Source organism: Citrobacter sp. C6_1 (genome assembly GCF_014596835.2).
GTDB classification, from domain to species: domain Bacteria; phylum Pseudomonadota; class Gammaproteobacteria; order Enterobacterales; family Enterobacteriaceae; genus Citrobacter; species Citrobacter pasteurii.
The window spans coordinates 900,291-915,336 of the sequence record NZ_CP115031.1; the positions used below are offsets into that span (position 1 = coordinate 900,291).

Below are 15,046 nucleotides of genomic sequence, written 5' to 3' on the forward strand. Positions count from 1 at the left end.
CGCCATCCGGCAATAAGACTACCGTGCCAGCCGAAGCTGCTGGAGATTTCCGTCAATATGTAAGTCCGTTTGCAGCCGCGCGATATCACGGCACAGAAACGCCATCTCTTTATGTATTTCGAGTTTCTTACGCCACTTTTCCGGCACATCTTCCAGATGTGCGTAAATCCCTTCCAGATGCTGAAACTGCACGAGTAGCTGTGTTGCGCTCTTGGGACCAATACCTGCAACGCCCGGCACTTTTGAGCTGCTGATCCCGGCCAGTCCCCAATAATCTGGCAACTGCTGAGGCATTACGCCAAATTCTTTCTCAATGAACGGCGCGTCCAGCCAGCGCTTCTGGAAATAGTCGCGAATGCGTAATGTTGGGGAGAGCAGTTGGCAATAACCTTTATCTGTCGAAACGATGGTGGCCTGATGTCCCGCCTGGATGACTTTCACCGCCAGCGTTGCGGCTAAATCATCGGCTTCATTCCCGCTCGAGACCCAACAACAGACGCCGTGTTGTTCAAAAGCGGCGCGTAGGGCGGGCATTTCGTGATGCAATTCGTCGGGCATCGGTGGGCGACCTGCTTTGTAGTCAGGCAGCCGTTGGTGACGCCAACCGCTGTTACGTGCCTCATCATCGAATACCGCCACGGCGTGCGTGGGTTGGCTGTGAACAATCAGCTGATCGAGTGCGTGCTGGCATGTCTCAACGCAGGGCGACCCCTGGACGGCGTGAATGCGACGAATGAGATTGAGTGCATCGACAATGAGCAGATGGACGGCCACGGTGTTCTCCCTGATAAATCAGGCTGTAGGGTAACATTCACAGTGGGGGGAGGCGAGCATTGCGAAATAGCGCTATCCGTAGGTCTGATAAGCGAAGCGCCATCAGGCAATAAAAGCCGGATGGCAGCGAGCGCCTTATCCGGCCTACAGATCCTAAAATGTGCTGAGAATTAATCGCAGGTAACGATCTTCATCGCCAGACCGCCACGCGAGGTTTCGCGGTATTTGGCGTTCATATCTTTACCTGTCTCGTACATGGTCTCGATGACTTTATCGAGGCATACACGAGGCTCGCTGGTACGGCGCAGCGCCATACGAGCAGCGTTAACCGCTTTCACCGATGCAATAGCGTTACGCTCAATGCACGGAACCTGAACTTGTCCGGCAACTGGATCGCAGGTCAGACCCAGGTTGTGTTCCATACCGATTTCTGCGGCGATACATACCTGCGTCGGGCTACCGCCCAGCAGCTCTGCCAGACCCGCTGCCGCCATAGAACACGCCACGCCGACTTCACCCTGGCAGCCGACTTCAGCACCCGAAATTGAGGCATTCATCTTGTACAGGGAACCGATGGCGCTCGCGACCAGCATATAGCGTGCCAGTGAGTTAGCGTTCACTTCGCGGATAAACTTGTCATAGTACGCCAGCACTGCAGGAACAATCCCGCATGCGCCGTTCGTCGGGGCGGTAACTACACGTCCACCGGCAGCGTTCTCTTCGTTCACGGCCAGCGCAAACATGTTGATCCAGTCTACAACTGCCATCGGGTCAGTCGTGGTTTTGTCACTGCTAACCAGCATGCGACGCAGTGCTGCCGCACGACGCGGAACGCGCAGTTTGCCCGGCAATACACCTTCGGTGGTGATACCGCGTTCAATTCCACTACGCATCACTTCCCAGACGTTTGCAAAGTGCTGTTCCAGCTCTTCTTTGCTGTGCAGGGCTAGCTCGTTCTGCATCATCAGGCCGGAAAGTGACAGGCCGGTTTCCTGACAGTGTCGTTGCAAATCGGCTGCGGATTTATACGGATACGGCACGTTTACCGGATTGTTATTCGGTAAACCAAAGTGTTCTTCATCAACGATAAATCCACCGCCGATGGAATAGTACGTCTGGCTGTAAATGGCTTTTTCGCCCGCCAGTGCGGTAATACGCATCCCGTTTTCGTGCAGGGACAGATTGTCCGTATGGAAATTCATGCACTTATCAACCGGGAATTCGACCTCATGTTGACCGTCCGCCAGCAGCAAACGCCCATGAGTATTCACATCCTGGATAAAGGCCGGGATAGCATCAATGTCTACGGTATCCGGCAGATTACCCGCCAGGCCCATAATAATCGCGATGTCGGTATGGTGACCTTTCCCGGTCAGGGACAGAGAGCCATAGACATCAACCACTACGCGGGTTACGTCAGTGAGAATTCCGCGTGCAATCAGGTCATCCGTGAATTGTTTGCCTGCTTTCATCGGGCCAACAGTATGGGAGCTGGAAGGGCCAATGCCGATTTTGAAAATATCGAATACGCTAATCATGAGGCGTCCATTGTGTATCGAGGTGCGCCGCCCCGAAGAGCGGCGCAAGGGAATTAACTGAACAGAGAGTAGAAAATAGCGGAGATAGCGATCAGGCCCATAATCACAACGAACACGTTGCTGATATGGCCGCTGTATTTACGCATTGCCGGTACTTTCTGAATCGCATACATCGGCATCAGGAACAGAATCATCGCGATGATCGGGCCACCCAGGGTTTCAATCATACCGAGGATGCTCGGGTTCAGCGTCGCCACAATCCAGGTGGTTACCAGCATGAACAGTGCAGTGATTTTGTTCAGTTTATTGATTTCGATGGACTTGCCTTTGCCACGCAGAGACTTAATTACCATACCGTTGAAACCTTCACGCGCGCCCAGGTAGTGGCCGAGGAAGGATTTGGTGATAGCAATAATCGCGATGATCGGTGCCATCCAGGCAATAATCGGTGCGTTAAAGTGGTTTGCCAGGTAAGACAGGATAGAGATGTTCTGCTCTTTCGCTGCAGCCAGATCTGCCGGAGTCAGGCTGAATACGCAGCTGAAGACGAAGAACATAACGGTCAGTACCATCATGATGTGAGCGAATGCCAGAATCTTGGAGCATTTCTTCTCTGCTTCATCACCGTACTCTTCACGCTTCGCCACGGCGAAGGAGGAGATGATCGGGGAGTGGTTGAAGGAGAACACCATAACCGGAATTGCCAGCCACAGGGTCAGCAGCAGGCCGTTGCCGGTGGTTGCCGCAGAATCAAAGGACAGGGTTTCCAGAATCGCACCGCTCCACTGAGGGATCAGGTACAGCGCCAGCAGCATCAGAGCCGCAACGAACGGGAATACCAGGATGCTCATCGCCTTCACGATCATCTGCTCGCCGAAACGCACGATGGTCATCATGCCAACAATCAGGATCAGAGACAGAATTGCGCGCGGCGGCGGCGTAATCGCCAGCTGGTGGGTCAGGAAGCTTTCAACGGTATTGGTGATTGCTACGCTGTAAACCAACAGAATCGGGTAGATAGCGAAGAAGTAGAGCAGGGTAATCAGTTTACCTGCGCCAACGCCAAAGTGCTCTTCTACAACTTCAGTGATGTCTTCACCCGGATTTTTACCGGACAACACGAAGCGGGTCAGACCACGGTGAGCAAAGAAGGTCATTGGGAAGGCAAGAATGGCCATGATGATCAGCGGGATCATTCCGCCAACGCCTGCGTTAATTGGCAGGAATAATACACCTGCGCCAATCGCCGTGCCGTAAAGGCCCAGCATCCACATGGTGTCTGTCTTGCGCCATGCGCTGCGGGTCTGGCCCGTAACGATAGTGCTGGTTTGCGTGTTTTCCATCTGTTTCTCCTGGAGGAAGCTTAAAAAGTCGGGTTTGGGTTCAATCCAATGAAAAAATACCCGACTGTAAAACGAAATTCGTTTAGCGATTTTTATATAATTTTTCGCCGTAATAATTTTCGGGCGGAAAGATACATTTAAGTAATGAATGTATCAGTGATCGCGATCTCAAATGCAATAATCCACCTTTTATGTGGATAAATTTGGACCATTAATCTGTTAAAAAATAGTCAAAGCGAATTTACGGGCGTGAAGGCTAACATTAACGACATATGGCATGAAAGGCAGGGCGCGAAGATACGAGGGTTGCGCTATAAAAACTGTTGTTTTTAGTGAATTCTGGTGACTAATTATAATTTGCGGTGATAAATAACGGTTTCCTTTGGAGGGTAATCGTTTGCGTTTCGGGGCTTGTCAGACGAAAGATAATTGATATTTATGTTATTGCGTGAGCTATGTGACTGGTATCACTAAAAAAGCCGGTTGGCTGATGTGCCAAATCCGGCTTTGATATGGACAAAACTGTCACCGAGGTAGCATCAGCTACCCGGTGTTGAAGGTTATGCGCAGATCTCGTAACACGGGATATACGCAGTGCCCGGCAACTTCATACGATGTTGTGCAACAAAGCCCTGCAGGAGATCGTCCATGCGGCGCATCATCTCAGGGTCGCCGTGGATTTTGTACGGGCCAAACTCTTCAATGGCGCGAATGCCGACTTCTTTCACGTTCCCCGCGACAATACCGGAGAATGCGCGACGCAGGTCTGCAGCCAGCACTTCAACAGGCTGGTCTGGATACAGTTTCAGATTCGCCATGTTTTCGTGGGACGGTTCGAACGGCATCTGCAAATCAGGCGCGATACGAATTGACCAGTTAAAGCTGTAGGCATCACCGGTGTCCCGGCGGTTCTCTTTCACCAGCGGCATCGCTTTTTTCATCAGACGAGCGACTTCCGCTGCATCGTCAATGATAATGCGATAGTGACGGCGCGCCTCTTCTCCCAGCGTGTGCACGATAAATTCGTCCAGCACGCGGAAGTAATCTGCGCTCTCTTTTGGCCCGGTCAGGATCAATGGCAGAACCTGATCTTTGTTCGCCGGATTCATCAGGATACCCAGCAGATACAATAGCTCTTCTGCTGTCCCTACGCCGCCCGGGAAGATGATAATGCCGTGAGCGATACGCACGAACGCTTCCAGACGTTTTTCAATGTCCGGCATGATGATCAGTTCGTTAACCAGCGGGTTTGGTGGTTCCGCCGCGATAATTGACGGCTCGGTCATACCGATAAAGCGGCTGTCTTTGTAGCGCTGCTGAGCGTGGCCGACCGCGGCGCCTTTCATTGGAGCTTCCATCGCGCCCGGACCACACCCGGTGCAGATGTTCAGTTCACGCAGACCTAACTGAGTGCCCACGCGACGCGCATACAAGTATTCGTTCTCGTTGATGGAGTGACCGCCCCAGCAGACGACCATGTTCGGCGCTTCACCGACGTGAAGTGCCCGGGCGTTACGCAGAATGGAGAAGACCAGGTTGGTGATGTGAACCGAGCTTTCGAGATCCAGATGCTGAAAACGACCCGCGTTATGGATCTGACCATTGACGAAAAGAATGTCGCGCAGTACGGCAAACAGGTTGGCCTGCAGCGCGCGAATTATGCGCCCATCGACAAACGCGTCTTCAGGTGGGTTGATCAGTTCCAGCTTCACACCGCGTTCACGGCGCAGCACGTTAATGTCGAAACTTTCAAAACGAGACAACAGCTCTTTGCTGTTGTCTGTCAAACTGCCGGAGTTCAGAACGGCAAGCGAACAGTTACGAAACAGTTGATACAGGTCGCTGCTGGCCGTGCGTTTAAGCATATCGACTTCCAGCTGCGACAACATGTCCATTGAGCCAAGCGGGCTAATATGTGTAATCAAGTAAACTCCTTACGGGACGAGAGATATCATCCTCTACTGATTACAATAGCCCTGGCTTATGACCTTTCACAACCTTGCGCGCGGAATCCGACACGCAAAATTGAGAAAAAAGATTACTGACGCACCAGTCTGCCTGTTGCGGGGGTGAAATCTGTGTTGGTGCGCCATGGGTTGATATCGAGGCCGCCGCGCCGCGTATAGCGTGCGTATACGCTCAGTTTCTCCGGCTGACAGAAACGCAGTAGGTCATTGAAAATGCGTTCCACACACTGCTCGTGAAATTCATTGTGGTGGCGGAAGGAGACCAGATAGCGCAGCAACTTTTCCCTGTCGATTTTGCGACCGCGATACTGAATTTGTATGGAACCCCAGTCAGGCTGGTGGGTGATCAGGCAGTTGGATTTCAGCAGATGGCTGACCAGTGTCTCTTCTACTGCTTTGTCGCCGCTCACGGCGTTTTCCAGATAGTCGGTGCTGAACTGGTAGTTATCAATGACGATATCCTGATTGTCGATACAGGTGCCATTGAAGTGGGCTATCGGCTGCCCTTCCTGTTCGTCAAGACGATAAAGCGCTACGCTGACATCACCTTGCGCGCAGGCGCGTAGATCGTGTTCCAGCGTCTGACGGACGTGTTCCCATGAGTCAAAACGCGTCTGATTAAAACTGTTCAGATACAGCTTAAAACTTTTTGATTCAATCAAATTAACGCTGGTGTAATCCAGCTCCACATGGCCGACCGCAACCTGCGGTAAGCCGTTGGCATTCAGCCATGATAGTTCATACAGCGTCCAGAAATCCGCGCCGTGAAAAGGCAGATTATCGGCCTTTAGATCCAGCGGGTCGCGGTTCAGGCTGCGCGGAACACCCTGCAGCAGGCTGGCGTCGTAAATATCCCGGTAATCCGTTGATTTTCCGAGAGTCAGGCTGTCAAGCGCCCGATGATTTTCATAAGAAGACATGTTTCACCGTCATAAACCAGATACACTATGCGACAAGTGTATCCTGGCTTTTGTGAAGAGAGAAATCAGTGGACGAATTGACAGCACAGGCGTTGACAGCCTTTACGACGCGTTATTGCGATGCATGGCATGAAAAAAACGGCAGCTGGCCTCTGAGTGAAGAGCTGTATGGCGTACCGTCTCCGTGCATCATCTCCTCCACGAACGATGCGGTGTACTGGCAACCGCAGCCTTTTGTGGGCGAGCCGAATGTAAACGCGGTTGAACGCGCCTTTGATATTGTGGTACAACCCGCTGTTCATGCGTTTTATACCACCCAGTTTGCCGGGGACATGCACGCACAATTTGCGGATGAGAAACTGACTCTTCTGCAAACCTGGTCTGAAGATGACTTCAGACGCGTACAGGAAAACCAGATCGGCCACCTGGTTACGCAAAAACGCCTTAAGCTCTCTCCAACGCTTTTTATTGCCACACTGGACAATGAACTTGATGTTATTTCAGTGTGCAACTTGTCTGGGGAAGTCTGCAAGGAAACGCTGGGAACCCGTAAACGAACGGTTCTGGCGGCCTCGCTTGCGGAATTTCTTACTCAACTTAAGCCTGTTCTGTAATCCAGTTTGCCCTGGGTGTGTGAGAGATCTCTTACAAACCCTGTAGGAGATTGCCAGGTGATCAGTAAAGACTTCATCGGTCGATATAATGTTAACTATTTATAATTCAATTAGTTAATGTTTTATCTTCAACTTTCATACGAAAATAATCATTAAGGTATGTCTGTAAGTGTCTTGTAAGACAATGCGAAACAGGCGATTCTATCTCTGTCGACAAGGAGTCGCACAACGAAGTGAACATCAGGATGATGACGCTTCGGCAGGACACACCAGGACGGTGCTGCAAGGACAGGTTTCAGGATGAAGCAAAGAGGAAAACGCTGGATGCGTTAAAGGACACCTCCAGGATGGAGAACGAGAGCCGGTCAGGATGTTCGGCGGGTCAGGATGGCCAGGGACACTTCAGGATGAAGTTTTCACATCGGGGGCGGTGTGAGCAGGATGCAAATGTTCAGGATGAACGAGGTCGCAAGACCACAGGAAAAGTTGTCACGGATGAGCAGGGAGCACCAAAAGTAGCTGGAATGCTGCGAAACGAACCGGGAGCACTGTTTTTACAGTGCTCCCTTTTTTTATTTCCTTTCTACTGGTGCTATTCTTCGCGCCAGATTTTTCATCATTGAGGTTAATTTCATGACGACTCATGACCGTGTGCGCGAGCAGTTGCATGCGCTTGAAGCACTGCTGCGTGAACATAATCACTGGCGGATGGATGAGCCAGAAGCGCATCTGTTTTCCAGCACGCAGCCTTTTTGTATGGATACCATGGAACCGGTTGAATGGCTGCAGTGGGTGTTGATTCCCCGCATGCATGCGTTGCTTGATAATGCGCAGCCACTTCCAGAAGCGTTCGCTATTGCGCCATATTATGAAATGGCGCTGGCAGCCGATCATCCACAGCGCGATGTGATCCTGATTGCATTGCAGGATCTGGATGCGCTATTTACCCGTGATGACGCCTGATGCTGGAAATTCTCTATCAAGACCAATGGCTGGTTGCAGTCAACAAACCTTCGGGCTGGCTGGTTCATCGTAGCTGGCTCGACCGCGATGAGAAAGTGGTGGTAATGCAAACGGTGCGCGACCAGATTGGTCAGCACGTTTTTACCGCCCACCGACTCGACAGACCGACCTCCGGTGTGCTGTTGATGGGACTGTCCAGCGAGGCCGGACGACGGCTGGCACAGCAGTTTGAGCAGCATCAAATCCAAAAACGCTATCATGCGATTGTGCGTGGCTGGCTGATGGATGATGCCGTGCTGGATTATCCGTTGGTGGAAGAGCTGGACAAGATTGCCGATAAATTTGCCCGTGACGACAAAGGTCCACAGCCTGCGGTAACCCACTATCGCGGGCTGGCTACGGTAGAAATGCCCGTGGCAACCGGTCGCTATCCAACCACCCGTTACGGGCTGGTGGAGCTGGATCCTAAAACCGGCCGTAAACATCAGCTCAGACGTCACCTGGCGCATTTGCGTCATCCGATTATTGGCGATAGTAAGCACGGTGATTTGCGACAAAACCGCAGCGCCGCAGAGCATTTTGGCTGTCAGCGATTAATGCTTCATGCCAGCCAGCTTGAGCTGACGCATCCGTTCACCGGTGAGCCGCTGGTAATTCGCGCCGGGCTGGATGACGTCTGGATGCAAGCATTGTCACAATTTGGCTGGCGTGGACTTCTCCCTGAGAATGAAAGGGTTGAGTTCGTCGAGCGGTCAGGTCAGGATGAGCAGATAGATTCTTAAGTCCCAGGAGATTACGGTTATGGCGGAAATTGGAATTTTTGTCGGCACAATGTATGGAAACGCGCTGCTGGTTGCTGAAGAGGCGGAGGCTATTTTGACGGCACAAGGTCATAAAGCCACGGTGTTTGAAGATCCCGAGCTCAGCGACTGGCAGGCATATCAGGACAAATATGTCCTGGTGGTGACCTCAACGACCGGGCAGGGCGATCTGCCCGATAGCATCGTGCCGCTGTTTCAGGGGATCAAAGATAATCTCGGTTTCCAGCCAAATCTGCATTATGGGGTAATTGCGCTGGGCGACAGCAGCTACGTTAATTTCTGCAATGGTGGCAAACAGTTTGATGCGCTGTTACAGGAGCAAAGCGCGCAGCGCGTGGGTGAAATGTTGCTGATTGACGCCAGCGAACATCCTGAACCGGAAAGCGAATCCAACCCCTGGGTAGAAAACTGGGGAACCTTGCTGAAATAACCTCTCCCCCGCACGGGCATACAACCCCCATTTGAACCGTAGGCCGGGTCAGGCGAAGCCGCCGCCCGGCAATAAAACCCCCTCAAACGCCAATTTCGTGAAGCATCTTCCATTCCCTTAGGCTTATGCCATAAACAACCTTATTCACCCCTCGCAATGTTGTGTTTTTGCACGGTGAGGGTAAGAGCCACTCCTTCATATACTTTTCCCGTCAGTTCCCGAAAAGGCAGCGAGTCAGAATAAAACGGCCCTGAGCTGTACCAAAACTGCCACACACTAACCTCTCATTCTGATCACCCTACAGGTGCTGTACAGAATGAACTGGCGACAGCCAAGATTCAGGAGTGCAACAATGAGTTCATTAAGTCAGGCGGCGAGCAGCGCGGAAAAACGCACTAACGCTCGCTACTGGATAGTGGTGATGTTGTTTATCGTCACATCCTTCAACTACGGCGACCGCGCCACTTTATCCATTGCCGGCTCAGAGATGGCCAAAGACATTGGCCTTGATGCCGTCGGGATGGGGTACGTCTTCTCCGCATTCTCATGGGCCTATGTTATCGGTCAGATCCCTGGCGGCTGGTTGCTCGACCGCTTCGGTTCAAAACGTGTTTATTTCTGGTCCATCTTTATCTGGTCCATGTTTACCCTGCTGCAGGGCTTCGTCGATATCTTTAGCGGCTTCGGCATTATCGTTGCGCTGTTTACCCTGCGCTTCCTTGTCGGTTTAGCTGAAGCACCTTCCTTCCCCGGCAATAGTCGGATAGTTGCGGCATGGTTCCCGGCACAGGAGAGGGGCACGGCGGTCGCAATCTTTAACTCTGCGCAGTACTTTGCCACCGTTATCTTCGCGCCAATCATGGGCTGGCTGACCCACGAAGTGGGCTGGTCGCACGTGTTCTTCTTTATGGGTGGACTCGGGATCATCATCAGCTTTGTCTGGCTGAAAGTGATTCACGAACCGAACCAGCATCCGGGCGTCAACCAAAAAGAGCTGGACTACATTGCCGAAGGTGGCGCACTGATCAACATGGATCAGGCAGCAGCTAAAGCTAAAGTTCCGTTCAGCGTGAAATGGGGACAAATCAAACAGTTGTTGGGTTCCCGCATGATGATCGGTATCTACATCGGCCAGTACTGTATTAACGCGCTGACCTACTTCTTTATCACCTGGTTCCCGGTCTATCTGGTACAGGCGCGCGGTATGTCGATTCTGAAAGCGGGGTTTGTCGCTTCGGTCCCGGCCATTTGCGGATTCGCAGGCGGTGTGCTCGGCGGCATTATTTCCGACTGGCTGATGCGTCGTACCGGTTCGCTGAATATCGCCCGTAAAACGCCGATCGTCATGGGCATGCTGTTGTCGATGGTGATGGTGTTCTGTAACTACGTCAACGTGGAGTGGATGATCATCGGTTTTATGGCGCTGGCCTTCTTCGGTAAAGGTATAGGTGCCCTGGGTTGGGCCGTGATGGCCGATACCGCGCCGAAAGAGATCAGTGGTTTGAGCGGCGGTCTGTTCAATATGTTCGGCAACATCTCCGGCATCGTGACGCCAATTGCTATCGGCTACATCGTAGGGACCACCGGCTCGTTTAACGGCGCGTTGATTTACGTAGGTGTACATGCGCTGATTGCGGTGGTGAGCTATCTGGTGCTGGTCGGTGATATTAAACGTATCGAACTGAAACCTGTCGCAGGACAATAATGATGACAACACAATCGAGTCCCGTTATTACCGACATGAAGGTCATCCCGGTGGCCGGTCATGACAGCATGCTGCTCAATATTGGCGGTGCGCACAATGCATATTTCACCCGCAATATTGTGGTTCTTACCGATAACGCCGGCAATACCGGCGTCGGTGAAGCGCCGGGCGGTGAAGTGATTTATCAGACGCTGGTTGACGCTATCCCGATGGTATTGGGTCAGGAGGTCGCGCGCCTGAATAAAGTGGTTCAGCAGGTGCATAAAGGCAACCAGGCCGCTGATTTTGACACCTTTGGCAAAGGCGCCTGGACATTTGAACTGCGCGTCAATGCGGTGGCGGCGCTGGAAGCTGCGCTGCTCGACCTGCTGGGTAAGGCGCTCAACGTACCGGCCTGTGAACTGTTAGGGCCGGGCAAGCAGCGCGATGCTGTCACCGTACTCGGCTATCTGTTCTACGTAGGCGATCGCAGCAAAACCGATTTGCCGTATCTGGAAAGTACGCCGGGAAACCATGAGTGGTATCACCTGCGTCACCAGCAAGCGATGACCAGCGACGCGGTGGTGCGTCTGGCGCAGGCGTCACAGGATCGTTATGGCTTTAAAGATTTCAAACTGAAGGGCGGTGTGCTGCCGGGTGAGCAAGAAATTGAAACCGTCCGTGCGCTGAAAGCATGCTTCCCGGATGCACGTATTACGGTGGATCCTAACGGTGCCTGGTTGCTGGATGAAGCCATCTCCCTGTGTAAAGGGCTGAACGATGTTCTGACCTACGCCGAAGATCCATGCGGCGCTGAACAGGGTTTTTCTGGCCGCGAAGTGATGGCCGAGTTCCGCCGTGCAACCGGTCTACCGGTAGCAACCAACATGATAGCCACCAACTGGCGTGAAATGGGCCACGCGGTAATGCTGAATGCGGTCGATATTCCGCTGGCCGATCCGCACTTCTGGACGCTTTCCGGCGCGGTGCGCGTGGCACAGTTGTGCGATGACTGGGGCCTGACCTGGGGATGCCATTCCAATAACCACTTTGATATTTCGCTGGCAATGTTTACTCACGTCGGTGCGGCAGCGCCGGGCAATCCGACGGCCATCGATACGCACTGGATTTGGCAGGAGGGCGATTGCCGTCTGACCAAAAATCCGCTGGAGATTAAGAACGGGAAAATTGCGGTTCCAGATGCACCCGGTCTGGGTGTGGAACTGGACTGGGATCAGGTGCAGAAAGCGCATGAAGCCTATAAGGCATTGCCCGGCGGTGCGCGTAATGACGCAGTACCGATGCAGTATCTGATCCCCGGATGGACTTTTGACCGTAAACGTCCCGTTTTCGGCCGCCACTAATTTTGGATAAGGACTTAATTATGAGCGCACAATTTTCTACCCCATTGGTTACCTCTATGCAGGTTATTCCGGTTGCGGGTCATGACAGCATGCTGATGAACCTGAGCGGTGCACATGCTCCGTTCTTCACGCGCAATATTGTGATTATTAAAGATAATTCCGGTCATACCGGCGTGGGTGAAATTCCCGGCGGAGAAAAAATCCGCAAAACGCTGGAAGATGCGATCCCGCTGGTGGTAGGCAAAACGTTAGGTGAATACAAAAACGTGCTGAATGCGGTACGCAATACTTTTGCCGATCGTGATGCGGGCGGTCGCGGTTTGCAGACCTTTGATTTACGTACCACTATTCATGTGGTTACTGGGATCGAAGCGGCCATGTTGGATCTGTTAGGTCAGCATCTGGGCGTAAACGTCGCCTCTCTGCTGGGTGATGGACAGCAGCGTAGCGAAGTGGAAATGTTGGGGTATCTGTTCTTCGTTGGCAACCGTAAAGCGACGCCGCTGCCGTATCAGAGTCAGCCGGATGAGAAGTGCGACTGGTATCGTCTGCGTCATGAAGAGGCGATGACGCCGGATGCGGTTGTGCGCCTGGCTGAAGCTGCGTATGAGAAATATGGCTTTAACGACTTTAAACTGAAAGGTGGCGTGCTGGCAGGGGAAGAGGAAGCGGAATCTATCGTCGCGTTGGCGAAGCGTTTCCCGCAGGCTCGCGTAACGCTCGATCCCAATGGTGCATGGTCGTTGAATGAAGCGATCAAGATCGGTAAGTATCTGAAAGGATCGCTGGCTTATGCTGAAGATCCGTGTGGTGCGGAGCAGGGTTTCTCTGGGCGTGAAGTGATGGCGGAATTCCGCCGCGCTACTGGCCTGCCGACGGCGACCAATATGATCGCTACCGACTGGCGTCAGATGGGGCACACGCTGTCATTGCAGTCTGTGGATATTCCGCTGGCTGACCCGCATTTCTGGACCATGCAGGGGTCTGTTCGCGTGGCGCAGATGTGTCATGAGTTTGGCCTCACCTGGGGTTCACACTCTAACAATCACTTTGATATTTCGCTGGCGATGTTCACTCATGTGGCGGCGGCGGCGCCGGGTAAAATTACGGCCATTGATACCCACTGGATCTGGCAGGAAGGTAACCAACGCCTGACCAAAGAACCGTTCGATATTAAAGGCGGCATGGTACAGGTACCAGCGAAGCCGGGTTTGGGTGTAGAACTGGATATGGACCAGGTGATGAAAGCACACGAGCTGTACCAGCAACATGGCCTGGGAGCGCGTGATGACGCGATGGGAATGCAGTACCTGATCCCGAACTGGACCTTCGATAATAAACGCCCATGCATGGTGCGCTAAGCGTTATGCCGGTTCTGACAGGAACCGGCACATCTCCAGGTGTATGATTAACAGAATCAACATGCGTAAGGACGGCTTATGAAAATAGTAATTGCACCGGATTCTTATAAAGAGAGTTTGAGTGCGCTTGAGGTGGCAACTGCCATTGAGCAGGGTTTTCGTGAGATCTGGCCTGATGCGGATTACGTAAAGATACCGGTCGCTGATGGTGGTGAAGGAACGGTCGAGGCGATGGTTGCCGCTACGGCGGGCCACCTTGTGCATGTTGATGTTACGGGTCCCCTGGGAAGTAAGGTACAGGCATTTTATGGGTTATCGGGAGATGAGCGCTCAGCGTTTATCGAGATGGCGGCCGCCAGTGGGTTAGAGCGGGTTCCGGCAGGGTTACGCGACCCGCTGAAAACCACCTCATGGGGGACCGGAGAGTTGATTCGCCATGCGCTGAATGCGGGTGTAGAACACATCATCATCGGGATTGGCGGTAGCGCGACTAATGATGGTGGCGCCGGTATGGTGCAGGCACTGGGCGCCAAATTGCTGGATGCGCAGAATAACCAGATTGCGCAAGGCGGGATCGGTCTGGAAGCGCTCACCAGGATAGATATTTCAGCGTTAGATAAACGCCTTGCCACCTGTCGTATCGAAGTGGCCTGCGATGTCACGAATCCGCTGACCGGTAAAGAGGGCGCTTCTGCAGTATTTGGTCCACAAAAAGGGGCAACGCCAGAAATGATTACCCGTCTGGATAATGCGCTGACGCACTATGCGCAACTGATTGCCCGCGATCTGGACATTAACGTGCTGGATCTGGCCGGTGGAGGCGCTGCCGGAGGCATGGGGGCTGCACTGTATGCGTTTTGCGGCGCGCAGCTACGCCGTGGTATCGAGATCGTGACGGATGCGTTACACCTCGACGACTGCGTTGCGGATGCAGATCTGGTTGTGACCGGGGAAGGGCGTATTGACAGTCAGACGATCCATGGCAAAGTCCCGGTAGGCGTAGCGAACGTTGCAAAGCGATATAATAAGCCCGTCATTGGTATTGCAGGCAGCCTGACGCCAGATGTTGGTGTGGTGCATGAGCATGGAATTGATGCTGTTTTTAGTGTGATTTATACCATTTGCACGCTGGATGAGGCGCTGGATAATGCGAGTGAAAATGTGCGGATGACGGCACGAAACGTGGCCGCAACGCTTAAAGCAGGGCAGCAATTACGCTGAGTTGTAGGTCGGAGAAGGCGCTTACGCCGCCTCTGGCGATGTGCCC

Annotated in this window: 13 protein-coding genes; 8 read left to right on the forward strand and 5 right to left on the reverse strand. The window is 52.9% G+C overall.

The features are described 5' to 3' along the window. Positions 1-18: 18 nt before the first annotated feature. The 5 genes from xni to queF all read right to left on the reverse strand — a co-directional run bounded on the left by xni (position 19) and on the right by queF (position 6,542). Positions 19-774, reverse strand: a complete 756-nt coding sequence (gene xni, locus IB196_RS04450) for a flap endonuclease Xni (RefSeq protein ID WP_149692201.1) — start codon at positions 772-774, stop codon at positions 19-21. 170 nt (positions 775-944) lie between these two features. Beyond that, entirely contained in the window at positions 945-2,312 is a 1,368-nt protein-coding gene (locus IB196_RS04455; protein WP_005130943.1) for an L-serine ammonia-lyase, read from the reverse strand. A gap of 53 nt (positions 2,313-2,365) precedes the next feature. Then, on the reverse strand, positions 2,366-3,655 hold the full coding sequence (locus IB196_RS04460) for an HAAAP family serine/threonine permease (RefSeq protein WP_005130942.1): 1,290 nt from the start codon (positions 3,653-3,655) through the stop codon (positions 2,366-2,368). 560 nt (positions 3,656-4,215) lie between these two features. Continuing rightward, complete coding sequence (gene ppnN, locus IB196_RS04465; RefSeq protein WP_005130941.1) at positions 4,216-5,580, reverse strand: nucleotide 5'-monophosphate nucleosidase PpnN; 1,365 nt, start codon at positions 5,578-5,580, stop codon at positions 4,216-4,218. Positions 5,581-5,693: 113 nt separating this feature from the next. Then, positions 5,694-6,542: an NADPH-dependent 7-cyano-7-deazaguanine reductase QueF gene (gene queF, locus IB196_RS04470; protein WP_188232170.1), complete on the reverse strand. Its 849-nt coding sequence runs from the start codon at positions 6,540-6,542 to the stop codon at positions 5,694-5,696. A gap of 68 nt (positions 6,543-6,610) precedes the next feature. Between queF and syd the strand changes: the two genes are divergently transcribed. The 8 genes from syd (at position 6,611) to IB196_RS04510 (ending at position 15,000) form a co-directional block, all read left to right on the forward strand. Beyond that, the gene (gene syd / locus IB196_RS04475; RefSeq protein ID WP_005130939.1) at positions 6,611-7,156 is read left to right on the forward strand and encodes a SecY-interacting protein; all 546 of its coding nucleotides are present in this window, start codon (positions 6,611-6,613) and stop codon (positions 7,154-7,156) included. A 633-nt stretch (positions 7,157-7,789) separates the two neighbouring features. Then, complete coding sequence (locus IB196_RS04480) at positions 7,790-8,119, forward strand: YqcC family protein (RefSeq protein WP_149692202.1); 330 nt, start codon at positions 7,790-7,792, stop codon at positions 8,117-8,119. Continuing rightward, positions 8,119-8,901: a tRNA pseudouridine(65) synthase TruC gene (gene truC, locus IB196_RS04485; RefSeq protein WP_040232197.1), complete on the forward strand. Its 783-nt coding sequence runs from the start codon at positions 8,119-8,121 to the stop codon at positions 8,899-8,901. Before IB196_RS04480 ends, truC begins: the two co-directional genes overlap by 1 nt. 19 nt (positions 8,902-8,920) lie before the next feature. Further along, entirely contained in the window at positions 8,921-9,370 is a 450-nt protein-coding gene (locus tag IB196_RS04490; protein ID WP_003034096.1) for a flavodoxin, read from the forward strand. Between the two features lie 352 nt (positions 9,371-9,722). Then, positions 9,723-11,075 (forward strand): galactarate/glucarate/glycerate transporter GudP, encoded by a 1,353-nt coding sequence (gudP, locus tag IB196_RS04495; protein WP_040232198.1) that lies wholly within the window; start codon positions 9,723-9,725, stop codon positions 11,073-11,075. Positions 11,076-11,077: 2 nt separating this feature from the next. Further along, positions 11,078-12,418 carry an enolase C-terminal domain-like protein gene (locus IB196_RS04500; protein WP_188232185.1) on the forward strand — a complete coding sequence of 447 codons (1,341 nt, stop codon included), beginning with the start codon at positions 11,078-11,080 and terminating at the stop codon, positions 12,416-12,418. 20 nt (positions 12,419-12,438) lie between these two features. Next, positions 12,439-13,779, forward strand: coding sequence for a glucarate dehydratase (gene gudD / locus IB196_RS04505; RefSeq protein ID WP_040232200.1), 1,341 nt, complete (start codon positions 12,439-12,441; stop codon positions 13,777-13,779). A gap of 78 nt (positions 13,780-13,857) precedes the next feature. After that, positions 13,858-15,000, forward strand: coding sequence for a glycerate kinase (locus IB196_RS04510; RefSeq protein ID WP_005130920.1), 1,143 nt, complete (start codon positions 13,858-13,860; stop codon positions 14,998-15,000). Positions 15,001-15,046: the final 46 nt, after the last annotated feature.

Bases quoted from the DNA above. Each gene is read 5' to 3' on its own strand.
- truC (WP_040232197.1), top strand. From the start codon at position 8,119: ATGCTGGAAATTCTCTATCAAGACCAATGGCTGGTTGCAGTCAACAAA.
- IB196_RS04490 (WP_003034096.1), top strand. From the start codon at position 8,921: ATGGCGGAAATTGGAATTTTTGTCGGCACAATGTATGGAAACGCGCTG.
- queF (WP_188232170.1), bottom strand. From the start codon at position 6,542: ATGTCTTCTTATGAAAATCATCGGGCGCTTGACAGCCTGACTCTCGGA.
- IB196_RS04500 (WP_188232185.1), top strand. From the start codon at position 11,078: ATGACAACACAATCGAGTCCCGTTATTACCGACATGAAGGTCATCCCG.
- IB196_RS04510 (WP_005130920.1), top strand. From the start codon at position 13,858: ATGAAAATAGTAATTGCACCGGATTCTTATAAAGAGAGTTTGAGTGCG.
- IB196_RS04460 (WP_005130942.1), bottom strand. From the start codon at position 3,655: ATGGAAAACACGCAAACCAGCACTATCGTTACGGGCCAGACCCGCAGC.
- IB196_RS04480 (WP_149692202.1), top strand. From the start codon at position 7,790: ATGACGACTCATGACCGTGTGCGCGAGCAGTTGCATGCGCTTGAAGCA.
- gudD (WP_040232200.1), top strand. From the start codon at position 12,439: ATGAGCGCACAATTTTCTACCCCATTGGTTACCTCTATGCAGGTTATT.
- gudP (WP_040232198.1), top strand. From the start codon at position 9,723: ATGAGTTCATTAAGTCAGGCGGCGAGCAGCGCGGAAAAACGCACTAAC.
- IB196_RS04455 (WP_005130943.1), bottom strand. From the start codon at position 2,312: ATGATTAGCGTATTCGATATTTTCAAAATCGGCATTGGCCCTTCCAGC.